This is a genomic window from Wolbachia endosymbiont (group A) of Dendrolimus pini (assembly GCF_964026835.1).
GTDB classification, from domain to species: domain Bacteria; phylum Pseudomonadota; class Alphaproteobacteria; order Rickettsiales; family Anaplasmataceae; genus Wolbachia; species Wolbachia pipientis.
This window is the reverse complement of record NZ_OZ034702.1, coordinates 125,777-151,926: the sequence shown is the minus strand read 5'-3', so window position 1 is coordinate 151,926 and position 26,150 is coordinate 125,777. Positions and strand designations below refer to the sequence as shown.

Genomic DNA, 26,150 nt, shown 5'->3' with positions numbered 1-26,150 from the left:
ATCGGATCATTATAATAACAATAAGCTTAGATACTCTAAAAAAAACTTTAAAATATGTCTAAATTTTCCCAAATAGGATGAATGATTATATCACCTTGTTCTGCAATGAGGTAGAATTTATCGATTTTGCTCACATCTATATTTATCATTTTTACACTGAAATTTTCAGGATCATAAGTATTACTTTCTACACTTTTGTGATAATTATAATAATGTAATTTATTTTGATCATCAAAATAACCAAATTCATCAGCAAAGGTTCCCACTTTTCTACCTTTACCACTTTTGACTAGCTCAAATAGATCAATTACATGGTTTTGGGATCCAGGCTCAATAGGCCCTTCTGCAGCAAAAAATTTAGGTGCATGACCAATGTATTCCTTAAATTTTAGATTATGAGTCTTTTTTACACTACCAAAATCCACAAATTTATATTCATCTGAAATACCAGAATATTGTGGATCATACTTTTTATATTCAAAAAACTCATTACCTAAAAAATTACAAAACGTTAATTTATAATTATCATGATCGGATTTTACGACTTTAAGGTAATGAAAATCTCCAGGAATCTTTACTTCCTCTTCCGTAATATGATTACGTACAACAAGCTCACCATTTAGCATATGATAGCCAATTTTTGGCAAAGTAGCTATATTGATTGTCTTGTTTAGCTTAAAATTTGCTTCATAAATGCCACTTAACAACTCCTTTCCTTTTTCTAGGGTTATGTCTTGATCTGAAGCTATATTCTTAATTAAGCTTAATTTTTTCTGCATGTTCAATATGGCTTTCGTCAAAACTTCTATTGATTGCCATACAGTTAATTTATTATCAGTCAAATTATATACTTCGAGTATTAAATTAACAGAATTTTATCATGAATTTATGTTAAAAGTATTATACTTTGTAAACTTATGTCATGATATTAACTACATTAGCTAAAACATGCTTTTTATCTAAGTGGAGTTGCTTTGCGGCAACGAAAAGTTCATCTATTTTTTTCCACTGACTTAGCAGAATTTCAACACCATTTACCTCTCTCTTTATGCTTTCTAAAATGAAGGCCTGAATTATATATGATGCTAGTTCTAGTTCGATTTCGCTATTAATTACTTTATTAATCATATTGGGATTCTTTAAATCATGAAGAAATTTATAAAAGCATTTGTATGCTTCATAAGCATCACTACTTATTGTATTTATTATCATTCCTGGCATTCCAGGAAATAAAGTAATCATTTCGTCAAACGTTTGATTATCAAATTTACATTGAGATGAAGCAACTTGCTTTGTTTCATCATAAGTTAATGGGAGTAAATTTAGCTGAAAGCACCTACACAAGATAGTGGTTTGTATATCATATGGCTTATGGCTAATTATAAATATCTTAGAATTTTTTGGCGGCTCTTCTAATATTTTCAATATTGCGTTTTTAGCGTGATTAGTCATTGCCTCTAAGCTATCTATTATAGCTATTTTGTGTTCTGATTGAATGGGACTTAAGTGTAGAAAGTTTTTCATTTCTCTGACTTTTTCTATTCCGATAGTATCACCTTCAACAATGTGTAAGTCCAATGCTACTTCATTATAGTTTTTTATGAGTAACCAATTGGAGAAGGATTTTGCAAGTGTTGCTTTTCCTATACCTCTTTTACCACAGATCAGCCAAGACTGAACAGATAAGTTGTTCATTATTTTTTTTTTGGCTTGGTTGTGGCCTATTACTTTTTTCATTCTTTCTCCTATAGATTTTAGTTTGAAAATGCGTTGTTTACTGTTTGTAATGAAATTGCACCTTCCCTTAAAACCTTAATCTTATCTTCGGTTAAGTCAATAATAGTAGATTCTATACCAGAAACTAGTTCGTCATCTTCAATCACTACAGATAAATGTTGCTTAATGGATTGTGGTATATCGTTTGCCTTACATACACTTTCTTTTCCTGAAATATTTGTACTAGTTGCAACTATTGGAACTTTCAGTTTGTTTAGTATTGAAATTGCAATAGGATGCTCAGGAATTCTGATACCTATACTATCTTTAAAGAATTCGTTTGGCAATATGTTGTTGTTTTTAAGTGGTAAAATATAGGTAATTGGTCCAGGAGAAAAGTGGTTTATTAAATCAATATATCTTTCCTTTACCTTTGCTATTTTTGTCAAATTGTAAATATCACTAACAAATATAGACAGTGGTTTATTTTGAGAGCGTTTCTTTATCTGATATATTTTTCCTATAGATTCATTATCTAGTGCATTACAAGCAAGAGCATACACTGTTTCTGTTGGAAAACACACTAATAAATTGTTCTGTATTGCATTTATTATTTTAGATACCATATAGCTAAAAACTTATTCATAACAACTAGATCAGTTTTGTTGCACTGTATCTTATATAGTAACTGCTAGTTTTTGTAAACGTAATGCAACGCAGCTTACCATTTGTTATGCAGATTTGCTACAACCCAAACTCTTCATTGACTTTATCAATTATTGCCTGTGGTGGATCCTCTCCCCATCCTGAATACAAAATCTCTCCATAGTCTGCAACATCTATAGAGCCAGTTCTGCTTTTTGCTAGAAACATTTCTCTTTTCTCTTTATCAACTAATACATAATGCCACGCTGATTTTCCACGATCTTTACCACGGACTAAGTATATAAGATCTGACCTACTTCTTTTTGTTGCATCAGCAAAAGATCTTTCATTGACAGTTCTGCTTTTACTTTTTATGCCGCCACTTTCAGAAAAAGCTTCCTTGGATTCGGTTTTTTTGCCTGCTAATTCAGAAATTTTTCCTTTTTCCCCTAATGCCCGTTCTTTGGTGTTTTGAGACGAATACTTACTGGAAAAACCTTCCCCTGTACCGCCAGGAGTCCTGTTTGTGAAACGCTTAGTAAATGAATTATTGTCGTTGTTTTCTGCCATAAAAATCTCCAAACTTTAGATTGTAGAATCCAAACTTTTACTACACTTTATCATATGTTAATTAAATTAATATAAATGAAAAATAATATAGTAATTATTACAGGAATTACGGCCTCAGGTAAATCAGAATTATGCGATAACCTGATAGAAAAATATGGAAATATTAGTATAATAAATTGTGATTCAAAGCAGGTATATGAAGAAATTCCCATAATTACTGCTCAACCGCCAAAGCAAGAAGAATTTTATAAACTATATGGTTATGTTTCAGCAAAAGAAAATTATTCCGTGGGTCTATGGTTAGAAGATTTAGAAAAAGAAGTTAATCACGCATTAGAAAATGCTCAAATACCTATCATCACTGGAGGAAGCGGGCTTTACATCAGCAGTTTAATCAAAGGCTTATCATCAATGCCACAAATAAGTCAGGAAGTGAGGAAAAATGTAAGCGAATTAAGGAAAAATTTAAGTAAAGAGGAGTTTTACAAATTAGCGCTAAGCAAAGATCCAAGGATTCAAGGTAAAGTGTTCATGAATGACTCGCACCGCCTTTCAAGGGCACTTGAAGTTATCACTGAAACTGGCAAGTCAATTTTTGTATGGCAAGAGAATAGACAGCCTCCTTTATTCAATAATTTTAAGATATATACAATTCTGCCTAAACGTGAAGATGTATACCGAAAAATAAATTCTCGTTTCATTACAATGATTGAAAATGGAGCAATTGATGAAGTAAAAAAGCTACTTAGCATGAACCTAGCCCCACATTTGCCAGCTATGAAAGCACACGGAGTGCCAGAAATTATAAAGTACTTGAAAGGTGAGATTACTTTAGACGAAGCGATACAAATTGCTCAAACAAACACAAGACACTACGCGAAACGTCAGTATACCTGGTTTAAAAAACAATTTCTAAATGCTGAAGTGATTGATTGTGCAAACAAGCTCAAGATATTTTAATTCAGGCCGTGCTCATTACTACGAATAGGGGGTTCCATATTTTCCAGATGGTCGCTTACTTCTAGTGGATCGCCTAAACCATGCTCTATTTTTATTTTAAAAAATCCAAGCCTCTCGCAAAATTTCTGAAAACACTCTTTTATAACGTCAAACAAGTTTTTATCACCTATATTATAGTCCTTCAGTCTCTTAGGAACAGTAAGTGACAATTTACCATCTTCATATGTTACATTTTTATCACCTTGAGACTTAAGTGTGAATTCTAGCGAGCTATCCAATTTACATAATTCTTCTTCCAGTTCTGCAAAAGTGCGAACTGCAATTTTTTCTTCAATTCTGATTGCCGCATGACTTGGATCACTACAATTAATATGTGTTACATGATTAGACTGAAACAATAACCCATATGTTTCAGCTAAATGAAGGATAGGTCCTCCTTTACCATACAATGCACCCACATAAGCAGCCTGGTTACAATTAGTGATTAGTTCTTCTAGAATAGAATCATTTGGAACTTCTGCTTCAGCATATTCAAATAGCTCTGTAAAAACTTGTTTTACAAATTGGCGGTACTTATTTTTGTCATTTGAAATGAGGTTGGTATGTTTATTATATAATTCATCAACAAGCTCTTTTGTTATAACTTTGTTCTGAATAACAAGTTTCATTCTTGGAAGATCTACGTACATAGTTGCACCAGAATTCGCTTCAGCATCATCTTTACCAGCCCTCAACCTGCTAAAACCAAACTTTTCTGCTTGAGCTCTTAGTGTAACTATTGGATTTTCCTTTTCTTTTGGTGTAGAGCTGTTCATCATTAATACCTTGATATAGACTGCTAATGGTATAATAATACATAAAAATGATTAATAAGTTAATAAAATACCTACTATAAGCCCTATGATAGCAAATATAGTTAGGGGTAACTTAGGCTTACCGACGATTTTAAAAACGACAAATCGTCATTCCGCTACGTGTTAGCGGAATCTATGCTGAGATACCGCGAATGAATCGCGGTATGACGTTAGAGAGCTGTGCTAGCTATAGTGCATACCTGACCATAAGGTGACAAGATTTTAAAAAGGCTCTATAACAGTTTTACACATGTATGAATCTCAATGAGCAATCAGATTTTTCTAAATAGCAGGCTGGAGAATATACCTAAGTTCCATTCCGCAATATTGCCTAAACTTTGTGGTGGGGACAAGGTGGTGGATCTGCTGTTTTATAAGCCACTTAGTTATGTGGATAGAAGCAAGTTACTATCTGATGCTCGAGTTGGAGAATTTACAACTTTCATTGCAAAAGTTTATGAACATCAGTCGCCCACTTTTAGAGGTAGACCATATAAAATAGTCGTTGAAAGTGAGAGTCAGTATATATTCATAGTCTTTTTTAATTACTCAGTTAAGTATTTATATAAACTATTTCCAATTGGAGCGAATGTGATCATCAGTGGCAAACTCGAAAAATTTGCTGAACATTGGCAAATTACTCATCCAGATTACGTGTCGCTTGACATCAACCAATTTAAAAAAATAGCTTGCATAGAGCCAGTTTACCAATTATGCCGTGGCATTACCAATAAGCGCATTGGGAACATAATAAGCTCTAATCTAAAGGAATTGCCTGATTTACCAGAGTGGATAGATGATACATTAATCAAGCAAAAAAAATGGTTAAGTTGGAGGGAAAGCATCATAAAGTTGCACAGACCAAGCTCATTGGTGGAAGCTGAGGTTTGTAGAAAAAGGCTTGCTTATGATGAATTGTTTGCGTATCAGCTAGCGCTGAAACTTGCAAGAAAAAATCATGTGAAAGAAAGGGGAAGAGAATTTATAATATTGAGTAAATATAAAGAGCAAGTTTTAAATGAATTGTCGTTTCAATTAACAAATGATCAAACTCGTGCAATAGATGAGATCTCAGAGAGACAAAAATCCAAGTATCGCATGATAAGCTTGCTGCAAGGTGATGTTGGTAGTGGCAAAACCGTAGTTGCACTTTTTGCGATGATAAATGTGGTAGAAAACAACATGCAGGCAGCTCTAATGGCACCGACTACTATCTTGGCGGAGCAACATTATAATTGGATTGAGGAAGTTTTATCCTGTACCGATATAAAAGTTGCGCTGCTTACTGGTAAAACTTCGCGCAAGGAAAGAAAGATTATCATGAACGAACTTGCAAGTGGTGTTTTAAATATAGTGATTGGCACTCATGCACTATTTCAAGCTAACGTTACATTTAAAAATTTAGGGCTTGCAGTCATAGACGAGCAACAGCGATTTGGAGTGATGCAGAGAAATCGCTTGGTAGGAAAAGGAGAAAATGCCGATATACTTTTCGTTACTGCAACTCCCATTCCAAGAACTTTGCAGCAAGCTATGTATGGTGACGTTGAATGTTCAATTTTGAAAGAAAAACCAAAATCCAGATTGCCAATAAAAACTGTAACTATGAACATTAGTAGGGTGCCAGATGTTATTGAAAAGCTAAAAGGTGCTATAAACAGGGGCGAAAAAGCATATTGGATTTGTCCATATATAGAAGAAAACGAAGAGACCAATATTGCTGCAGCAGAGATGCGTTTTCAGGAATTACAAAAAACATTTCTTGATAAAGTCGGGATAATACACGGAAAATTGACTCAGGAGCAGAAAGATCAAGTTATGTTTTCCTTCAAAAGGAATGAATTTTCTCTGCTTGTTGCAACCACTGTGATAGAAGTTGGTATAGATGTGCCAGATGCAACCATCATGATTATAGAAAATGCAGAGCAATTTGGGTTATCACAATTGCATCAGTTAAGAGGCAGAGTAGGGCGAGGAAACAAGCCATCTTTTTGTGTATTATTATACGATAATTTAAGTAAAAGCTCATCTTCAAAGTTAAAGATCATGTGTGAGTCACAAGATGGATTTTACATTGCTGAAAGGGATATGATGCTAAGAGGCAGTGGAGATATTTTAGGCACAAAACAATCAGGATGTATGGAATTTAAATTTGCTGATTTATATCAGGACAAAGAGCTGCTCAATCTCGCGTATAATAACGCAAAAGGCGCAATGGCTGATTTTGAATTACTGCTTGATATATTTGAATATAGGAGTAGATTACATTTTTCAAAATTTCAGTAGGAAAACCAGGTAGCCCGCAGAAACGAAAAAACTTCCTTGACAAACCTCGCCAGCCCCCTTATCATGAAACTGAAGCTATTGTATTTGCTTTCGCCAATCTGCAGATTAAAAGGTAAGGATTACTTAATGTATCGGCGTCTTATGTTCAATTTTTTGCAGTATATAGATACTGTATGTCTTTACAAAACTTCATCTACATCTAGATTTTTATCTAAATAAGCTGAACGCGCTTATAAAGCGTTACAAGACATCAAAAAATGCCAATACTCGACAGAGATAGTAAAAGACTAGCTAACTCGGGGATTCTTTGTCTTTTTTTCTGCTTAGTAAATTTCTTAAACATTTGCAGCGTAAGTTAGTTGCAATTAAAAGCAGCTGAATTTCGCTTGTCAAGCGTTTAAAACATAAAAAACGCCAATATTTTAAAGCGGATAATAACCATGGGGCTTCTTTTGCCTTTTTTTTCATTTGGTAAATTTCTTAATGTTTATGGCTGAACGACAACCGTCATCCCGCAGCGGGATCTCTTGTTAGCGGCTGAGATACCGCGAATGAATCGCGGTATGACGTAGATTGCTGTCATTCCAGTGCTCCTTTTTTTGTCATCCAAGCAGCCTCCTATGGTGTCATCCCAGTGCCCAGACACTGGAATCCAGCATTTCACACAATCCCATCAAGAACGTTGTATTTTACATAACACTTTTATGCTTACCAACCCAGTGTCCAATCAAAATTCCTGGATCCCAGTGTCTGGGCACTGGGATGACATCATAGGGACACTGGGATGACACCATAGGGGCACTGCCGTCATAAAGGAACCAGTGTCAGCTACTTGAATGACATCATGGGGGCGCTGGCCTGACAACCGTCATCCCGCTGCTTGTTAGCGCCGCGGCGGTATGACGGTCCGCTGCTTGTTAGCGAGATACCGCGAATGAATCGCGGTATGACGGTGTAATGACGGTTAAGTAATTCGTTATCCCGCTGCTTGTTAGCGGAATCTGCTGTGGCGACATAAACTCAAATCATTTCAAATTTCAATCCAAAGAGGTATCATTATGTCAAACAACTTCAATTTTAAAGAATTTTTTAACCACTATGAAACAAATAGTACGTCAGATGATATACAAAGGTATTATTTGCTGTGGAAATCAGTAATAGCGCAGGCAATGATTGATGCAGCAAGTAACTGTAAAAAAACAGAAAGCTTGGTAGAAAAACGTAAGGCAATTTCTTGGTTGTCAGACTTTAGTCAAGATTTTGTGCACACATGTATATTGGCTGATTGTGATCCGGTATACGTAAAAAATAAAATACAGCCAACCTTAAAAAGCCTTACTAGATAAAGCCTTTTTATATACTTAATGAGGTTTACTCCTTTTACCGAAAAAAATATAATTCAATCTCCTATCTATAGTTGCCTCTATATCTTTGATTAATAGCTGCTTTATCATGTTTACTTTTCGCTTTGCATCTTGAGCTTGACGCTCATTGTTACCACTGTTATTGCTGTAATTATTCTTATCACTATAACTACTGCCACTTGGTTTGCTACTGTTACTGAACTCACTACCCTTTTTTCTTCTTGTGTTGAGTATCTGTATTATCTTTCCCTTTAAAAAGGACTTCCAGCCTGTGCCAAGTAATAATTTATAGAGAAAATGCGGAGTAAGAAACGCCACTAATATTCGAATAGAAATTCCGTAACCGAGATCTTCCCTATTTTCATAATACCACTTGCAATATTGAAACAAACGGTAAAACGCATTTTTGAAAGAGCAAAATTCTACAGCATACCAAAAACCATTGCTGAGAAACATGAGCACAATGCTGAATGTGTAAAGATACATTGTGAAGAGAAACAGTTTCACAATTATATCTTTTAGACTACCTAATATATAATTCAATAATCTTAATTTATAGAAAAGTGATATCATTTCACACCCACTTCAATATGGCTGGGGTGGAAGGATTCGAACCTTCGCGTGGCGGTATCAAAAACCGCTGCCTTACCACTTGGCTACACCCCAATACTACTTACATCAATAACACTATTAGCCCAATTAGTAAAAGATTTATTTGCTTTTTCTATGGGCATCACAGCAATAGCTGGCTGATCATAAGAATACATTGCTTCGATTTTTTCTACAATTTTATCAACTTGATCATTCCTGCTCTTCATAATTGCCACTACTTCACAACCACTGTTAATTTCACCCTTCCATAAATACAGAGAATTTACTTCAGTTACACATACAATTAACTTCTCGTTTAACAATTCTTCAGAAATAGTTTTAGCCTCATTTAAATTTGAAAAAGTTGAAAACTAAATTATTCATTAGAATCTATATAAACGCATTGCTACTATACTCCACTCAGGTTTATTCATCAAGACAAAATAACGCCAGCGCGTACTGTATGAACATTTGTTTGCAAAGGTAGTATGTTAAGTGTTATAGCTAGTTTGCCTCAAACGTAAAGGTGTCATCCCAGTGCCCCTGTGATGTCATTCCAGTGCTTGACACTGGAATCCAGTTTTCCATATAATCTCATCGAAAACGTTGTAACCACTTTCTATGCTAGTTTGCTTGTAAACAAGCAAACTTTCCTGGATCCAAGTAGTCAAGCACTGGGATGACACCTTTCCTAGCAGAGAAATCACAATGTTCATACGGTTGTACGCATACCGCTGGGATCTAGGATTTTTCTATAGTTTAAAAACAAAAAAGGATGTTACTCAATGAGTAACATCCTTTTGGAGAAGGTGGATAGCTTTGTTTAGTTCGTTTTCACAGCTGTTTGTGCAGCTTGCTGTTGAACGTCAGTGTCAACAGCTACTTTCGTAGAAGGCTGTCCCACCAGTTTGTCCAGATGACCTGTCTTTCTTAAGTCAGCTTGGGTTTTTGCCTTGCCATTTTCAGTAAACATTGTATGTGTTGGAGAAGAAGTTGGTGAATTGAATCCACTATCAGAACCATTACGATTACTAAAAGAATTGTGTAATGTAGATTCAGTTTTAGCACTTAAACTAAATTCTTTTAAGTTTTTCTCCATTGCTGCCCCAACTTCATCTTTACTGAAAGATTGTTCCAATCTTTCTAATGAGCTTGTTGGTGTAGAAGGACCAGATGAACCTCTTGCACTATCAAAAGAATTACTGCGAGTTAGAGTTCCTTTATTCGAATTACCAAGATATTGGTTTACTTTAGGATCACTGAGAACATCTTCACTGAAAGAACTTTGTCCATTTAAGTTAGTCAATGAGGCGCTTCTAGTTGGTACTTCTGGAGTTTCTACCCTAGTAAGGTTGCTAGTACTATTACGTCGTGCAACTCCTGGTCTTCCTCCTATTGTTGCAGTTTTATTAGTATTCTCAATTGGAGTAGGAGTATCAACGTAAAAAGTGCTATTTCCTATTTTTCTAGGCAACGTGTCTGATTCAGAAAGAACTTGATATTTAACTTCAGAAGTTTTTTCTGACTTTTTGCCACTTTTGAAAGGTGATGAAACCTTATCCCAAAGTGAAGTAGCTGTTTTCACTTCTTTATGGTTTGCAGGATTTAACAATTCCGCTTCACTGCTAATGGTACTGTCAGTACTTACAGAATTTAGAAAACTCATTGAACTGCTTCTTGATGAGCTGTTTTCAAAAGATTGCATTGAACCTTTTCTGATACCATACTTTCCTGCTACTTCATTAAGGTTCTCTATGGAGTTAGAAAGTTTATGCTCTATTTTGCACTCTTTAACAATCCTCTTAATTTCATCGTGATGGTCAGAGAAAATTTCATAAAGACTGTTATTATCTTTAGATAACAAACTTTGCAACTTCTTAGCGTATAATTTATTGACAAAATCTGCTTGCTGTTTCAACTGATTGATCAACTGGTCCTTTTGGAAACCTGATTGACCATCAACAGAATAAGCTTTCTCTAATATTTTTTCTCCCAGCTTAGAAAATATTTCCTTAGTTAAAGCAAAGCTATTCACGGCTTTGTCTTCAAGAACTTCCTTAATAAACATCTCCTTTACACTATTGAAATTCCTTGTTTTTTCTTCTGTTTTCAAAACAACAGTTTGACCTTCGTTATCTATTGAATATGGGATGGCGTCTAAACTAGACATACTTTTACTTAAATTACTTAAACTGCGCCCCATTTTTCCTAACGTAGCACCAGTTCTCTCTCTTGTTGCTCGTCCCACAGAACTTATAGCTCCTTTTACTGAATAATAACCTTCTCTTGCTTTTTCTGCAGTATATACTGACGTGTCCTTAACTTTCCCGGCAGTATATTTCGCCCCATCAACTGTTTTTTCTGCTGACCATTTGAGCCCTTTATATCCAGATTGAACTGTTTTTACAGCGACTTTTACAGCGAAATATAAAGCAAGACCAACTATAGCACCTGGTATAGCAAGTGTTGCACCAACTGCCAAAAGTGGTAGTACTGCCGTAAATAATCCACTTGCTGCACTTACTACAAGAATCTTATCTCCTTGTTTCATCTTAGAGAATTCTGTATCCCCTTTTAACAGGTCAGTAATTCTTTCTTTTAGCTTCTTGGGATCCTTAGCAGCCTCTAAATTTAATGAATCTTGCGTCGTTTTATTCAAACCAAGATCATTTCCTTGTTCAGTTACAACAGAATTTTTTTCATTAGGTGACATTTTAAACCTCACTATTAATTAAATATATTATAATTGTATTCCTTGATTCTTAAGTTAGTGTTAAATTGATTGCCAGTATTTATTTGTCTTCAAATAATTTCGCTTGACGTGTTTTTTGATAGTGTGGAAAATTAGGTCAAGAAGCTGCAGCATTTATGAGGTATAGAAAAAGAACACTCATCTTTTTGGCTGTTATAACTTTAATAATAATGGTTTTATTATTCAGCTATCATTTCCATTTTCACGAAGACGTAGTGCACTTAAAGAGTGACAACAAAGAATTCAAAAAAAAGCCAGAAAATTCCATAGAGTCAACCATACTACATAGAGAAAAGGAAGTGTACGATCATGTTTTCCATCCTGATGATTAATTTGTAAATAAAATAGCAATTTATGTTTGCATTTTCTTATTAAAGAAGTAATATTAGCGTATTAATTATAGAATCAATCATTATGTTTGATGATAATAATCCTTGGAATCTGGGAAAGAAACCGGTAGGGAACAAAACTCCTAATAATGAAGATATTTTAAGTAAAGCTGTATCTGATATAAGGTTCTTTCTTAATGGATTAACCAGAAACAGGGGCAAAAAACCTTATTTCATCATTTTCATTATTTTGCTGTTCTATGCTTGCACTGGCTTTTATATTGTCCATCCTAGTGAAGAAAGTATAGAACTTACCTTTGGTAAATATTCTAATACGGAAACACCTGGTTTGCGTTATCACTTCCCCTACCCTATTGGCAAGGTTTTTAAAGTGAACGTTAAGGAAGTAAATCGTGAAGAAATTGGGGTAAGTAGTTCTTATGGGCGAGATACAGATCGCGGTGAAGGCGTGATGCTAACTGGAGATGAAAATATAGTCAACGTTAACTTCGAGGTTCAGTGGCGCGTTAGAGATGCTAAGGACTATTTATTCAAAGTGCGGGATTACAAACCCGGTTTCAGTGTTAAAAATGCTGCTGAAAGTGCCATGAGAGAAATAATAGGTAAAAATACGATCTCTTTTGCACTTGGTCAAGGCAGACCAGAAATTTCTAGAGATACTAGAATTCTATTGCAGCAGATTCTTGATGGATACCAAATGGGTATAGAGATTTTATCTGTTCAAATGAAAAAAATTGATCCACCAGAAAAAGTCATTAGCTCATTTAGAGATGTACAAAGTGCTCGTGCAGACAAAGAGCGTACTATAAACGAAGCATATGCTTATAATAATGATATTATACCTCGAGCAAAGGGTGAAGCGATAAAGATAAAATTAGATGCACAAGCATATGAAAATGAAATAATAAATGAAGCAAAAGGTAATGCAAATCGCTTTTTATCTCTTTATGAGGAATATAGACAGAATCCTTCTCTCGTTAAGAATCGTATTTATCTTGAAACTATGGAAAATATTTTCAGTAAGGTAGACAAAGTTGTTGTAACTGATGATCTGAAAGGTATGTTTTCTTATTTACCTCTTACAAATTTAGGAAAATAACCATGAGTAGTAATATTAAAATTGTTTTTGTTTCTGTATTTGTTGTTTTATTGATTGCTTTATCTAATTCAATATTTGTTGTGCAAGAAACAAAGCAAGCAATAGTTATACAACTGGGTAAAGTTGTAAGGGATGTTAGGGAAAGTGGCTTATATTTTAAGTTGCCATTCATAAATAGTGTAGAGTTTCTTGATAAAAGAGTTTTAGATTTAAGTCCTGATAAGATCCCAAGGGAAGTGATAACAGCGGATCAAAAACGTATTATAGTAGATGCGTATGCAAAATATAAAATAACAAATCCTGTTACTTTTTACCAGGCTGTGAGGAATGAATCAGGTCTGGTTAGAAGATTATATCCGGTTATAGAAGCACACATAAGAGAAAATATAGGCAGATTTTCGTTGATTAGCTTGTTGAATGAAAAAAGATCAGAGGTTATGCAATTGATTCAGCGTGGAGTTTATTCTGAAGCTGAAAAATTTGGCATAGAAATAATAGATGTAAGAATTAAGAGAGCAGATTTACCAGAAGAAAATAGTTCTGCAATATTTCGCCGTATGCAAACTGAAAGGGAAAAAGAAGCAAAAGAAATTAGAGCAGAAGGAGAGCAAGCTGGGCAGGAAGTTAGATCAAAAGCTGATAAATTAAAAAGGGAAATTATCTCCAGTGCAGTAAAAGAATCGTACGAAATAAGGGGTCGTGGTTATGCTGAAGCAACTAGGATTTATAATGAGGCATTTAAAGTTGATGAAGAGTTCTTTAACTTTTATCGCTCTATGAGTGCTTACAGTAAATCATTTGCCGAAAATAATACTAAATTTGTACTTTCACCAAACAATAACTTTTTAGATATTTTAAATAAAGGATGGAAATAATTTATGAAAAGTAAGGCATTTATTTTATCTATATTTGCATATTTTCTAATTGCGTTTTCTTCGTATGCTAATATGTTTGATTGGAATGCAAAAAAGGTCGTTGATGCTAGCACTACTGCATGCAACTGTAATCAAGGACTTGCCGATTTAGTGGAAGAACTCATTCCTGCGGTTGTAAATATTTCAAGCGAACAAATCATCAAACAAGAAAATAACAGCAGAACTAGAGTTCCATCTATGCCAGGAAATAATTTTTTTGATGATTTTAGAGAGTTTTTTGAGCATTTTGATCAGTTTTTTATGGATAGGGGCCCTAGTGTTAACAGAGAGGTGGTGTTGCTTGGTTCTGGGTTTATTATAGATAAAGGTGGAACTATAGTAACAAATTATCACGTTATTAAAAACGCCCAAGATATCACAGTTACTATGAACGATAATACTTATTTCAAAGCAGAAGTTTTAGGCTATGATGCAAGAACTGATCTTGCTGTGCTTAAGATTAATTCTGATAAAGATCTTTCTTCTGTTGCATTTGGTGATTCTGATAAAGCAAGGGTTGGTGATACGGTTATGGCAATAGGTAACCCATTTGGTTTGGGTGGCTCTGTAAGCACAGGAATTATATCTGCAAGGTCCAGGGACATTAGTATTGGCACTATGAATGAATTTATTCAAACTGATGCTGCAATTAATAGGGGTAACTCTGGAGGACCGTTATTTGATTTAAATGGAAAAGTTATAGGTATTAATACTGCTATCTATTCTCCATCTGAGTCTGGCGGCAACGTGGGTATAGGTTTTGCCATACCATCTAATTTAGCTATGTCAATTATTGACACATTAAAAAGTGGCAAAAAAATAAAACATGGTTGGCTTGGTGTGCAAGTTCAGCCTATAACGAAAGAATTTGCTGAGTCCTTGGGTTTAAAAGATATAAAAGGCGCATTGGTTGCAAGTATAGTAAAGGATAGTCCTGCAGAAAAAAGTGGGATTAAAGTAGGTGATATATTATTAGAATTTGACGGTAAAAAAATCGATAGAATGACACAATTACCTCAAATGGTTTCAAGAGCTGGACCTGAGAAAAAAGTGCAAGTTAAGTTACTTAGAAAGAGCAAAGAGGTTAATATTAAAGTTGTGATCGGAGAATCTACAAATGATGGCCAAGATAACAATCAAGAAGAAAATAAATCAACATCTGATTATGTAACCGGTTTAACTGTTTCAAATCTGCCAAAAGAATCAAAAGAAAGTAATCCTACAAAAGGTGTGATAGTTACCAATGTAGATAGTAACAGTAATGCCACGCTGCGTGGTATTAAAAAAGGAGACATTATTATCCAATTAGATGGAACCGATATAGAAAATACTAATGATTTTCAAAAACAAGTTGATTCAGCAGTAAAGAAAAACGGTAAAGATTCAATAATGTTGCTCATTTACCGCAATGGAAATCAATTCTTTACTTCGATAAAGTTGAAGAAATAGCACTCGTAGGTTATTTACTAAATTAGCAGCATTGTAAGCCTGTCATTATAACACCTCAATCTTACAAGACAAATCAAAACTATTAAAGTCTACATTCCATTCACTAAAATACACATATGGATAATATAAATTTTCTAAAATTCATTGAACTGTGCTTTCAAACAGTGGTGCCGGGATGTGAGTATAATGATTATCAGTACATAAAAGTCATAGCAGACAGGCTGGAAGCAGCGAATGCTGGCGAAGTAAGGCGCATAATATTCAATATGCCTCCGCGTTCAATGAAGTCCATATGTATGAGTGTTGCGTGGCCCGCATGGATACTGAGAAATCAGCCAACTGCAAGAATAATAGTTGCAAGTTATTCTAAGTTGCTTAGTGAAAAACATTCGCTCGATACCAGGTGCATAATGCAATCTGATTGGTATAAAGAACTATTTCCAGAGGTAGAACTATCCAAAGACCAGAACACTAAATATAAATTCCAAACAGTGCAGAGAGGATTTAGAATCGCAACATCAGTTGGAGGAACATTAACCGGTGAAGGTGGTGACTTTATTATTGTGGATGATCCGCTTAACCCTGCTCAAGCTTTGAGTGAAACATTTAGAAAACGTGCCACAAACTGGTTCGATCAGACTTTAGTAACGAGACTCAACGATAGAAAAAAAGGAGTAATTGTGCTTGTGATGCATAGGCTCCACCTGGAAGACTTAACAGGGCACCTCTTATCCAAGCCAAAAAACATATGGCATCACATTTGTTTGCCAATGATTTCTGAAAAAGTGGAGATAATCGACTCAATTATAACACAAGAAAAAGGTTTATATTCAAGAGAAGAGAATGAGTTATTATATCCCCTGGAGGGAGGAAGAGAAGAAGTTGAGATGATAAAAGTTGAACTCGGGAGTTACGCTTTTGCTGCTCAATACCAACAAAATCCTCTACCACTTTCAAGCGGTATAATAAAACAAGAGTGGCTAAAGCGCTATAAAAATTTCCCTGATAATCTCTCACATGTAACTCAAAGCTGGGACACTGCAGTTTCAACAAACGATTCCAGCGACTTTAGCGTCTGCACCACCTGGGCAAAAATAGATAATAAATTCTATCTACTTGATGTATATCGAGCAAAGCTTGAGTATCCAAAGCTTAAAGAGCAAGTTCTGTCACTAGCTGCAAGATGGACGCCACACGCAATTTTGATTGAAGCAAAAACAAGTGGTCAGCAATTAACACAAGAGCTAAAGGCAAATAGCGATCTACCGATTATCGAAATAATTCCACACAATGACAAACTCACTCAAAATTGTTCCGGTGATAGAGTCTGGTAGGGTTTTTTTGCCACAGCAAGCAGTATGGCTCAGCGATTTCGAGTACGAAATTTTAATGTTCCCAGAAGCTCGCCATGATGATCAAGTGGATAGTACCGCGCAATATCTGCAATGGACAAGAAAAACTAACACCAGTGCTTTCAGGGTCAAAGACTTTGGCCCCAACCCTAATAAACCATTTAGGTGGTTAAGATATATCTAAAAACCTAAATTTATTTCCCCAAAGCTTCTCACGTACGCTCTACAGAATGTGAGTTTACCTGTTGCACACTACACTCTGTAACCTTTAAAGGGGCACTTCCCTTATGTTGTACAACAGGAGAAGCAGGCGATCCCATAGAAGAAAAACCACTATCTCTATTAGAGTTATCAGGTGACGATAATTGTGCTTCTGCAAGTCGCCGTAACTGTGATTCTTTACTCTCACATAGAAATCTGCTTAGCTCCCTTTTCCCCGAAAGAGTACGCGTCAAATATAAATGCCACTCCTCCCCAGGGGAGAAATAGTTGGAGTTTAGCTTCTTTCGCTCCTCAGGAGAAAGAAATGGGCGTAGTTCCTCTCTCTGATCAGGATTAAGACGTTGTTGCCACTCTGGTCCACCTTCATGCATAGGAGAAGTCACCGCTGAGGATGGATTACTTCTTGCTCTTATTCTAGCTGGGAATGAAGAAAATAGCTTAGACACAGATGATTTTTTAGTTACAGGACCCCCAGGAACACTTACACTTGAAGATATCGAATACACCGAACCACGTCCTTTGTTATTTTGCCTAAAAAGTGAAGTTACACCATCAGACTTTCTTTTACTACAACGCCAACCACCCCCATATTTCTTCTCCGGAGATTTACTATCTTGTGACTTTGCTTCAGAACACTCATTACTACTTTTTCGATCACTTTCATCAGTAACTTGCTGTTTTTCAGGTTCCTTATTAGAAACCTCAGAATTTAAGAATGTTGAACTATCCCATGCTCTAAGAGAACAAGTGGATTGACTTGGATCTATTTCCCCCAGCACCCCCAGAGAAGGCTCTGTTTCTTCCTCTCTTTCTGATCCTTGCCTGGGAGGACTCTCTAACCCTTCACCACGACTTTGCTTGGGACACCCCCGTGTCGGTGATGGTTCAGCTAATAGCGTTCGAGGAAGCTCAGGGTCAATGGACAGTTCATGGTCTTTGTTGATTACAGAGCTTTCCATGATTTTATTCAGCACACAATAAGAAATGTCTTGATTAGCAAAATCTATTCCGTATATTCCTCTCCTGCCAAATACTGGTAGATGTTTTGGTGAAATACAATCTTCAACATTATTTAACACGGTCATACCAAATACTTTATTAATATCATCCGCTTGTTCCTTGCTTAAAATTTTATAATATATAATATTATCAATAATTTCCTTAGCAGCAGGTATAAGAACTGAATTTTCACCACTGCCTGTATAAGAAACATGAAGTACAGAATTAATTGGTATACCTACTTTACGAGACAAATCAATCACTGGAAACTTTAGATTCTCAACAGTTTCATCCTCAGCACTTGTAACCTCAAAATCACGACATTCCAAAGATGCTTTGTGTTTTACTATGTCCTTAATGAACTTAGCCTTATTAAAGATGCTCCCCTTTATATACACACAATTGTCCTTGACTTTCAAGAAACCATCAGTTCTTTTAGGACTATTTTTATAACCTTTTACTGTCGCTGAGAATGACTCTATAAAATACTCTTGTAACCTTTTATCATAGAAACGCATACAATATAGATAAGATTTCCTGTCAAAGCTTTCATCAGATGTATACCCTTCTACATGTTCTAAACCAAAATCTCTTCCCATAGCACCTGTGATGTCTCTCGCAAGCCCATTAGCTAGCAAACATTTTAGATTGAAAACTATACTTTGATCTATCGGCACTGAAAATCTATACTTTCCATTACTATCTACCAATTGGCTCCGATTGAAATTAAAAGGAAAAGATTTCATATCAAAAGATAAACTAGCAGTACTTTCATTTCCACAGAATGTTTCTACTATCCTTCCTTTCATATTGTTTAAATACTTCATGCATTGATCAGCATCCATACTTTTATCAAATGAGATAACAATACGATCTTCCTTCTTAAAAAAAGTTTGATCTGTGCTTTGTACGGTAAGATTAGTAATAGCAACCTCATTATGACAAAGAATAATGTTAAATGCTCTTACTAATTCTTGATTCATTATATTAGGCATAATATCCCTCCCTATTCAAATTACCATAAATTTACTGTTACTTACCACTTCTGCCACTACCTTGACCACTAGATTGATTTTGCTTCCTTCTCTCCTCCTCACGCTTAATTCTCTCTGTAAAGTCATCAACTCTCCTTGGATCTATAGCATCCGCTCTAATTCTTCCTCCTCCTGGTGCATTATTATCGCCATATTTTCGTTTTTCATAACCTGAACCTTTATTACTATCCATATTATCCCCCAGTAAAAATATTATGTAATTAATATACTAAAAATAAAATTAAGTGCAAGCACTTTTTTATATTTTTTTTCAAAAAATTTTATTCACTCTTTTTCATAAAATTCAGTTTTCTAGATTCCAGCGTCACGCGCTGGAATGACACCTGTATTTCTCTTTGCCATCAATCCCTACTCTTTAATGTCATACCAGTACCTCTTTTTCTTGTCATCCCAGTGCCCAGACACTGGGATCCAGTCTTTTTTGTCATCTAAAGCTAACACTAGCTATCCCCTCGATGGTGCTTTTTCTGGTGCCTTTCCTATTGAATCCACATGATTATTAACTTTTACATCATCAATCAATCTTTTTGGTGGTTGAGCAGTACTAGCATTAGACTTTCCATTAGAAGCTTGCTCTTGCCAATCACCAATTGGATAATTGTGTGCAGGAAAGCTATCCCGATTGATTTTTCTTGATTTCCTATCACCAAGTTTAAATTTTCCACCTCTTTTTCGCTGATCTTGTTTTGGCTTCTCCTCCTCCGGAGCTTTCGGTGGACACACCTCTTTCTTCGGTTCCTCCGGCTTCGCTTTTTTCTCTTCTTCTACTTTTGGTTTTGTTTCCTCGCGGTTCTCATTGTTTATAACCTCCTTAAATATAGAAGGCATTATAGGCTTTGGTAAAAGATCAAGCTCTGGTTTGCTCAGAGGGACTGGCCTTACAAATCCTGGTGAAATTTCAAAAAGGAAAACTGGCACTTTAGGTTTTTCTCTTTCGTCTAACTTGATTTCTACGTCTTTACGAACTTCTTTATTTTCTTCCTTTAATGATGTTTTTTCTGCTTTTTTATCTTCTTTTTCTGTAGATGCCTCTACCGCAGCCGCCAACTCAACTCCAAACATCTCTGCGAACATTGTAACAATCCATCCGACAACGGCCATCTGTAACCTGAGTTTCAGATCTTGCAATGCAGTTAATCTTTCTAACGCCCTTGCAAACTCTTCTTCTGATAACTCACCACTGCCTAATTTCTCCTGCAATTCTTTTATCTCTTTGTCCAACCTCTGATTGAAACTTAAATCGCGTGCAAAAATCTTCTTGATTAACTCCTTAAGCTTATCACGCAAAAACTTAATTATCGAAAGAAGCCAATTTTTTTCTTTCTTCTCCTTGAGCATTTGGTAGATTTTCGGATCATCTACATCTACTTCAAAAAGGTTGAAGAGAGATTCAAAGAAATTCCAGAAATCTCCGAGTACTCTTCCTTTTTCACCAGTGAAGTAATCCTCATCATCACCTTCTCCGATATGTAGCTCTGCTTGAGATGAGATTTCATCGATACAAATAGAAGCCTGACGCTCACACTCGAGCCTCCTGAGCAAATCTTGTCTGGTGAGCTCCTCTATGGCTGCTTTTAGTTCATTTAGCTTCTGCTCTGCAGAGAAATCTTGCTCCCTGATTTTTCCTTGGAAGATCGAGCTACCGTTTCCGTTATTATCTGAAAAATTTTCCATTATTTTTGCCTCCTCAATAAAATTACTGCCTTTGTTGTTACCTGAAAAGCTTTCCACCATTTTTACTTCCTTCATAAAACTTAATAATTTAATTCTACAGTACTAAATATTTAAGAACTATTAATGTAAAGATGTCAATAAAATTATTTACATTTTTACACTATATATATATTATATCATGTGCTATTTAACCTTTCAATAATATTTTTTATTTTTACTGCTTCTTCAAACTCTAGCATGCACTTTTCTTAAATTATCCTTATTAATATTTGCTTTTGCCTCTATCCCACTTTTTCTTGTAAAGTATTTGATATAGATTTTATTATACTCTTTGGCATAACATTTGCAACATACTTTATCTATAAATGGAAATTATTATACTTGCAGCTAGACACAATTTGAAATAATTTACACTATAAAGTTAAGGAACGAGATCCCAGTGTCACGCACTGGGATGACAGCAGTCCTACGTCATACCGCGATTCATTCGCGGTATAGATTCCGCTAACAAGTAGCGGAATGACGAATTTTTGTTTTTCAAATTATCGTAAGTCACTTTAGCTATATCAGAGCAATAGAGGCAGTGCGTAGAGGAGCTCACCAGACAAGATTTGCTCAGGAGGCTCGAGTGTGAGCGTCAGGCTTCTAGTTGTATCGATGAAATCTCATCTCAAGCAGAGCTACATATCGGAGAAGGTGATGATGAGGATTACTTCACTGGTGAAAAAGGAAGAGTACTCGGAGATTTCTGGAATTTCTTTGAATCTCTCTTCAACCTTTTTGAAGTAGATGTAGATGATCCGAAAATCTACCAAATGCTCAAGGAGAAGAAAGAAAAAAATTGGCTTCTTTCGATAATTAAGTTTTTGCGTGATAAGCTTAAGGAGTTAATCAAGAAGATTTTTGCACGCGATTTAAGTTTCAATCAGAGGTTGGACAAAGAGATAAAAGAATTGCAGGAGAAATTAGGCAGTGGTGAGTTATCAGAAGAAGAGTTTGCAAGGGCGTTAGAAAGATTAACTGCATTGCAAGATCTGAAACTCAGGTTACAGATGGCCGTTGTCGGATGGATTGTTACAATGTTCGCAGAGATGTTTGGAGTTGAGTTGGCGGCTGCGGTAGAGGCATCTACAGAAAAAGAAGATAAAAAAGCAGAAAAAACATCATTAAAGGAAGAAAATAAAGAAGTTCGTAAAGACGTAGAAATAAAGGTAGATGAAAGAGAAAAACCTAAAGTGCCAGTTTTCCTTTTTGAAGTTTCACCCGGATTTGTAAGACCGGTTGTTCTGAGCAAACCAGAACTTGAAATTGCGTCAGATCCTTTGAAACATCTATTGCGTCTTGCTGAGCTTGAAAGAAAATCTCATGAAAATTCACAAAAACCAGAAAAAGTGAATGAAGAGAAAAAAGCGAAGCCGGAGGAACCGAAGAAAGAGGTGTGTCCACCGAAGAAGCCTGCAACGAATGCGACGGAGATGGGGCCAAAAATTGTTCAAAGCACTTTAAAATTTTCTAGTAAGCAGAAAAGGGAAAGGAGTGGTAATGTTAGCAATATTGTACCAGGACCTGAATCTACTGATGCAACCAGGCCTAAAGCGGCTGACCTTGACAAGGTTAAAAGAGAAGAAGCACCAATAAACAAGTCTGCTAATAAACAAGAAACGAATAACCTTTGCGCTGAATTTGCAAAAGAACTTGCCAATTTTAAAGTGGGTGTTTGGAATGGTGCTGAGAATGAAGGTTCTGTAAATAATGCTCAAGCAAAAGTTTCATCAGAACTTACTGGTCCAAAAGCTAATAATTTTGTAGAAGGTCAATCAGTAGGAAAGACATAATCATGGAGGTAGTTAGATCTCAGTACTGGGATGACACCTATGGGTTATTTGTGATGACAAAGGAGGGTATCATTCGAGTAATGGATGCTGAAATCCAGGAGCCAGTGCTTCCTTTTGTCATTCCAGTCTGGAATCCAGGATGTGCATTAGGTTTGATAAATGTAGGGTTTTATGTTAAGAGGGAGTGTTTTTGATGAAATTGTGAAGAATCAGTGTTAGCTACTTGGATGACGTCTTATGGTTATAGCTCTAGGATGATATCCTATGGGCATTTGGTATGACATAAAGAAACACGAGTGTCATTCAGCGTCTTTTTTTGTCATTCCAGTGCGTGACACTGGAATCTAGAAACTCGAGTTTTATGAAAAAAGAGTGAATAAAATTTATACTAAAAAATATAAAAAAAAGTGCTTGCACTACAATTTATTTTTAGTATATTGGTTACATAATATTTTTACTTGGGGGTTAATATGCATGGTAATAACGATAAAAAAAGCAAATCAGGACCTCAACCTGATGGTTCTTGGATTCCAAGCAGCAGGTATGAAAAATATAACGGTCCTAATAAGGAAATACGTGAGCAGTATAAGAAAGAGATGCGGGAACGTGAAAGTAATAAACCTGATACGCGAATGGATAAGTGTAGCTCTACTGGTACCGGTAGCAGTAAAGGTAATAATAAATAATATCATTTTACAGTAATTTTAATAGGAGTGGTTATGCCAACAAAAATTTTTGTAACAGAACTAGTTAACGCGTTTAATTTAAATAATTATTTTTCTGATAATATTTATACTAATTTTACTGTGCAGGGTGGAACGAAAGGAAAAAATGATAAGATTGTCAGTTCATTTGGATGTGATGGAAATATAAAGAAATATTTGAAGGAGGTGAGAGAGGAGATAATAAATCGGCACTATGGTACTGAAGAGGCAGCAGATGGGTTCTATAACTTAAACTGTTTTCCATTTGTTTTTGATGTCGGTTTTAATAAAAAAGGGAAGTTTATAAATAAAAATGTGAAAGTAGTAGAGCTAGCAAATCTTATGGATGGTGAAGTAATCCATAACTTGAAGCTTCATTTTGCTAATGAGTTTCAGCAGCTTGTGGGAACAAGAGCTATTGAGTATCTAGAAAAAATGGCAGGAATGACAGAGGAAGAAGCTTTAAAATGTGTGAGAAGGTCTGTGCAGCTAGAAAGAACAGATAGATCTTCTCCTTATCTATACTGTATATCTTTTAGTGACAGGTATTTTAAGGAGAAAGGGAATCAAAATCCTTCAAAACTTCTTGGGATATTTAAGGATATATATGTTAAAGCATTTAACTCAAGATTGGAGGAATGTGGTTTTAATAATAGTTCAATTTTTTATGAACAAAGAGATAATAAGTTATATATTAAAGATATTACCGACATTAATGTCATCAAGGATATAGTAAGATATGTTAAAGAGCGAATAGCGTTTGATTTTAAAACTCCAGGCAACATAGATTCCAAAGTTGAAAATTGCAAAGATGCTATTAATGATTTAATTTTTAAAATAACAGGAAAGTTTATTGAAGGTTACGAATATGATGTGTTTACAAATAAAGACAAAATAAAGAGTGGTCATAGTTTTGCTCTTATACCTTTAGTAGAAGTAAATGGTCAGGTGGTTCCTTTGAGTGAGGAAGATGCATATAAGGTTAAGAAAAAATTTTACGAGATTTTAGGTGACATTGTTTTAAGTGATATTACAGGTAAAACTGAGAGTACACAATTCACTACTGGAAGATCAATATATGCTTTCTCTAATAAACAGATTGCTCTTTTACTTCCTGTGATTATGCAGTCTCCAATTGCATATAATCAAATAAACGGACATTTTGAATTTGCAGTTAATCTTGAGAATTTTAGAAGTCGGCATGGGTTATTATCGCCTGAGCCACCAAGAACACCGCCTGAACAAACTGGACATAGGTTTTTTGAATCTAAAGAAGATAGAGATAGTGGTCTTGGTGATTCACCTCCACAACTTAAGGATTCTGGTTCTTCAAGTGGTGGTCCAAGTTCTGGCTTAACTGAATTGTCATCACCGAAACAGGAGTTGCCCAAGCGAAGTCGTGGTGAAGGGTTAGAGAGGCCTCCCAGGCAAGGATCAGAAAGAGAGGAAGGAAAAGGGGGGCTGTTTCAGTTGGTGCCGGGGGAAATAGATTCAAGTCAATCCACTGGTGATCAATCACAGCTATCTTCCGGGGAAATAGATCTAAGTCAATCCACTGGTGATCAATTACAGCCATCTTTGACCTGTGGATCATCATCGATTCCTTCTCTTAGAGCATGGGATAGTTCAACATTCTTAAATCTTGAGGTTTCTAATAAGGAATCTGAAAAACAGCAAGTTACTGATGAAAGTGATCAAAAAAGTAGTGATGAGTATTCTGACGCAAAGTCACAAGAAAGTGAATCTCCGGAGAAGAAACATGGGGGTGGTGTTCAAAAAATAAAAAAATTGCTCTCTTCACCTTTTAAGAAGCAATATGGCGTAAACCTTAAGCGACATGATGAAGGGCGTGATACAACGCGAAGTACTCCTGAAACTCCTGTAACTGAAAAACCACTTTTGTCTAAACGATCTGCCTCAGAAAGAAGAGCAAAAAATAATCCACCCTCAGGAGTGACTTCTCCTGTTACTGAACCAGATGATGGCGGATTTCGCAATAGACCAAGAATACGAGTATTACGTTCTGAAACGAATGGTGGTATTCCAGAACCCTTGCCACAAGATGCCGTAAGCAAGCCAAATGTGCCCGGGGACCGTAATTCTAAAATTTCTAAAGATAGTGGTTTAGGATCGCTTGAGCGGGGACAGTCACCGCCGCTTACTGAAGAGTTTAGTGATTCATCTCAGCAGAACCTGTCAATAGGTGTTAAACTTGGAAATATGCTTAGTGAATTATTAAATTCTGCTCAAAATCTACTTAAAAACCCGGCTTCTTCTACGCATAGAGGTGTGCCAGGTGGACCAAAGAGGCAAGCATCTCTTACCTCTAGCCAGAGGCAGGAACTACGCAAAGTTCTTTCTCCTGAGATGAGGAAGAAGCTAGACGCCAACTTTTTTCCTCCTGGGTACGAGAAGTTACTACACTTACTTTATGTTGATAGTGAGGGGCTGTGTTCACTTCTTTCTTCTCCTGAAGCAAAAGAGCAAGTGTGCTCAGTTCTTCCTCCTGAGGAGAAGGAGCAAGTACAATCAGGTTCTCCTGAGGAGATAGTACGCTTACTTCACAAGTTCTTTAGTAATCAAAAAATTAGTGATAACTGTCTTCTAAGTTCTAAGATAGATTCTCCTAAGATCAAGAAACTCTTGCAAGAAGAAATTTTTGTATAAGCGGTTTGTACCTAATCCACCGTCCTAAGCCACCCAAGTGTTTTATTAGGGTTGGAGCCAAAATCCCTGACCCTGAAAGCACTGGTGTTAGT

22 protein-coding genes, 1 tRNA gene and 1 pseudogene are annotated in these 26,150 nt (G+C 35.8%); 11 read left to right on the top strand and 13 right to left on the bottom strand.

The genetic code is table 11. The annotated features are described in order from the left end of the window. Window positions 1–47 precede the first annotated feature (47 nt). The 4 genes from AAGD66_RS00690 to AAGD66_RS00675 form a co-directional block, all read right to left on the bottom strand. Window positions 48–842: a hypothetical protein gene (locus tag AAGD66_RS00690; RefSeq protein WP_022626354.1), complete on the bottom strand. Its 795-nt coding sequence runs from the start codon at window positions 840–842 to the stop codon at window positions 48–50. Between the two features lie 73 nt (window positions 843–915). Continuing rightward, window positions 916–1,737: a DNA polymerase III subunit delta' gene (locus AAGD66_RS00685; RefSeq protein ID WP_155969419.1), complete on the bottom strand. Its 822-nt coding sequence runs from the start codon at window positions 1,735–1,737 to the stop codon at window positions 916–918. 17 nt (window positions 1,738–1,754) lie between these two features. After that, the gene (locus AAGD66_RS00680; RefSeq protein WP_006280292.1) at window positions 1,755–2,342 is read right to left on the bottom strand and encodes an L-threonylcarbamoyladenylate synthase; all 588 of its coding nucleotides are present in this window, start codon (window positions 2,340–2,342) and stop codon (window positions 1,755–1,757) included. A 118-nt stretch (window positions 2,343–2,460) separates the two neighbouring features. Continuing rightward, window positions 2,461–2,931, bottom strand: coding sequence for a hypothetical protein (locus AAGD66_RS00675; protein WP_010082479.1), 471 nt, complete (start codon window positions 2,929–2,931; stop codon window positions 2,461–2,463). A 75-nt stretch (window positions 2,932–3,006) separates the two neighbouring features. Here AAGD66_RS00675 and miaA point away from each other — a divergent pair, with 75 nt between their 5' ends. Next, the gene (miaA, locus tag AAGD66_RS00670; RefSeq protein WP_155969421.1) at window positions 3,007–3,891 is read left to right on the top strand and encodes a tRNA (adenosine(37)-N6)-dimethylallyltransferase MiaA; all 885 of its coding nucleotides are present in this window, start codon (window positions 3,007–3,009) and stop codon (window positions 3,889–3,891) included. Here the strand turns inward: miaA and AAGD66_RS00665 are convergent. Then, window positions 3,888–4,706 carry a hypothetical protein gene (locus AAGD66_RS00665; RefSeq protein ID WP_341814475.1) on the bottom strand — a complete coding sequence of 273 codons (819 nt, stop codon included), beginning with the start codon at window positions 4,704–4,706 and terminating at the stop codon, window positions 3,888–3,890. The two genes, miaA and AAGD66_RS00665, sit on opposite strands and share 4 nt — an antisense overlap. A 303-nt stretch (window positions 4,707–5,009) precedes the next feature. Between AAGD66_RS00665 and recG the strand changes: the two genes are divergently transcribed. From recG to AAGD66_RS00650, 3 genes are all read left to right on the top strand, one after another. Then, on the top strand, window positions 5,010–7,031 hold the full coding sequence (gene recG / locus AAGD66_RS00660) for an ATP-dependent DNA helicase RecG (protein WP_015589220.1): 2,022 nt from the start codon (window positions 5,010–5,012) through the stop codon (window positions 7,029–7,031). Window positions 7,032–7,618: 587 nt separating this feature from the next. After that, the gene (locus AAGD66_RS00655) at window positions 7,619–7,819 is read left to right on the top strand and encodes a hypothetical protein (protein WP_010962861.1); all 201 of its coding nucleotides are present in this window, start codon (window positions 7,619–7,621) and stop codon (window positions 7,817–7,819) included. A gap of 270 nt (window positions 7,820–8,089) precedes the next feature. Then, window positions 8,090–8,377: a hypothetical protein gene (locus tag AAGD66_RS00650; RefSeq protein ID WP_010962862.1), complete on the top strand. Its 288-nt coding sequence runs from the start codon at window positions 8,090–8,092 to the stop codon at window positions 8,375–8,377. A gap of 15 nt (window positions 8,378–8,392) precedes the next feature. Here AAGD66_RS00650 and AAGD66_RS00645 read toward each other — a convergent pair whose 3' ends face one another. The 5 genes from AAGD66_RS00645 to AAGD66_RS00625 all read right to left on the bottom strand — a co-directional run bounded on the left by AAGD66_RS00645 (window position 8,393) and on the right by AAGD66_RS00625 (window position 11,699). Further along, complete coding sequence (locus tag AAGD66_RS00645; protein ID WP_237357357.1) at window positions 8,393–8,851, bottom strand: hypothetical protein; 459 nt, start codon at window positions 8,849–8,851, stop codon at window positions 8,393–8,395. A gap of 135 nt (window positions 8,852–8,986) precedes the next feature. Next, a tRNA-Gln gene (locus tag AAGD66_RS00640) sits at window positions 8,987–9,061 on the bottom strand. Next, window positions 9,052–9,321, bottom strand: a complete 270-nt coding sequence (cutA, locus tag AAGD66_RS00635) for a divalent-cation tolerance protein CutA (protein WP_410529793.1) — start codon at window positions 9,319–9,321, stop codon at window positions 9,052–9,054. The genes AAGD66_RS00640 and cutA overlap by 10 nt, the downstream gene beginning before the upstream one ends. Window positions 9,322–9,537: 216 nt before the next feature. After that, the gene (locus AAGD66_RS00630; RefSeq protein ID WP_153296807.1) at window positions 9,538–9,702 is read right to left on the bottom strand and encodes a hypothetical protein; all 165 of its coding nucleotides are present in this window, start codon (window positions 9,700–9,702) and stop codon (window positions 9,538–9,540) included. A 107-nt stretch (window positions 9,703–9,809) separates the two neighbouring features. Continuing rightward, window positions 9,810–11,699: a hypothetical protein gene (locus AAGD66_RS00625; protein ID WP_264723961.1), complete on the bottom strand. Its 1,890-nt coding sequence runs from the start codon at window positions 11,697–11,699 to the stop codon at window positions 9,810–9,812. Between the two features lie 453 nt (window positions 11,700–12,152). Between AAGD66_RS00625 and hflK the strand changes: the two genes are divergently transcribed. The 4 genes and pseudogenes from hflK (at window position 12,153) to terL (ending at window position 17,086) form a co-directional block, all read left to right on the top strand. Then, complete coding sequence (hflK, locus tag AAGD66_RS00620) at window positions 12,153–13,187, top strand: FtsH protease activity modulator HflK (RefSeq protein ID WP_010962866.1); 1,035 nt, start codon at window positions 12,153–12,155, stop codon at window positions 13,185–13,187. Between the two features lie 2 nt (window positions 13,188–13,189). Further along, the gene (gene hflC / locus AAGD66_RS00615) at window positions 13,190–14,062 is read left to right on the top strand and encodes a protease modulator HflC (RefSeq protein WP_155969359.1); all 873 of its coding nucleotides are present in this window, start codon (window positions 13,190–13,192) and stop codon (window positions 14,060–14,062) included. Window positions 14,063–14,065: 3 nt separating this feature from the next. Beyond that, window positions 14,066–15,550, top strand: a complete 1,485-nt coding sequence (locus AAGD66_RS00610) for a DegQ family serine endoprotease (RefSeq protein ID WP_264723962.1) — start codon at window positions 14,066–14,068, stop codon at window positions 15,548–15,550. A gap of 116 nt (window positions 15,551–15,666) precedes the next feature. After that, window positions 15,667–17,086: pseudogene (gene terL / locus AAGD66_RS00605) on the top strand (phage terminase large subunit). Window positions 17,087–17,114: 28 nt separating this feature from the next. On the opposite strand, the gene AAGD66_RS00600 reads toward terL, so the two are convergent. The 3 genes from AAGD66_RS00600 to AAGD66_RS00590 all read right to left on the bottom strand — a co-directional run bounded on the left by AAGD66_RS00600 (window position 17,115) and on the right by AAGD66_RS00590 (window position 20,912). Further along, a complete protein-coding gene (locus AAGD66_RS00600; protein WP_341814473.1) occupies window positions 17,115–19,118 on the bottom strand; it encodes a hypothetical protein in 2,004 nt (667 codons plus the stop codon). A 37-nt stretch (window positions 19,119–19,155) separates the two neighbouring features. After that, complete coding sequence (locus AAGD66_RS00595; RefSeq protein WP_264723964.1) at window positions 19,156–19,350, bottom strand: hypothetical protein; 195 nt, start codon at window positions 19,348–19,350, stop codon at window positions 19,156–19,158. Between the two features lie 272 nt (window positions 19,351–19,622). Continuing rightward, complete coding sequence (locus tag AAGD66_RS00590) at window positions 19,623–20,912, bottom strand: hypothetical protein (protein ID WP_341814564.1); 1,290 nt, start codon at window positions 20,910–20,912, stop codon at window positions 19,623–19,625. 551 nt (window positions 20,913–21,463) lie between these two features. Between AAGD66_RS00590 and AAGD66_RS00585 the strand changes: the two genes are divergently transcribed. The 3 genes from AAGD66_RS00585 (at window position 21,464) to AAGD66_RS00575 (ending at window position 26,058) form a co-directional block, all read left to right on the top strand. Next, window positions 21,464–22,687, top strand: coding sequence for a hypothetical protein (locus AAGD66_RS00585; protein ID WP_410529789.1), 1,224 nt, complete (start codon window positions 21,464–21,466; stop codon window positions 22,685–22,687). 470 nt (window positions 22,688–23,157) lie between these two features. Beyond that, window positions 23,158–23,373 carry a hypothetical protein gene (locus tag AAGD66_RS00580; RefSeq protein WP_341814472.1) on the top strand — a complete coding sequence of 72 codons (216 nt, stop codon included), beginning with the start codon at window positions 23,158–23,160 and terminating at the stop codon, window positions 23,371–23,373. Window positions 23,374–23,406: 33 nt separating this feature from the next. Next, the gene (locus tag AAGD66_RS00575) at window positions 23,407–26,058 is read left to right on the top strand and encodes a hypothetical protein (RefSeq protein WP_341814471.1); all 2,652 of its coding nucleotides are present in this window, start codon (window positions 23,407–23,409) and stop codon (window positions 26,056–26,058) included. The last annotated feature ends 92 nt before the right edge of the window (window positions 26,059–26,150 follow it).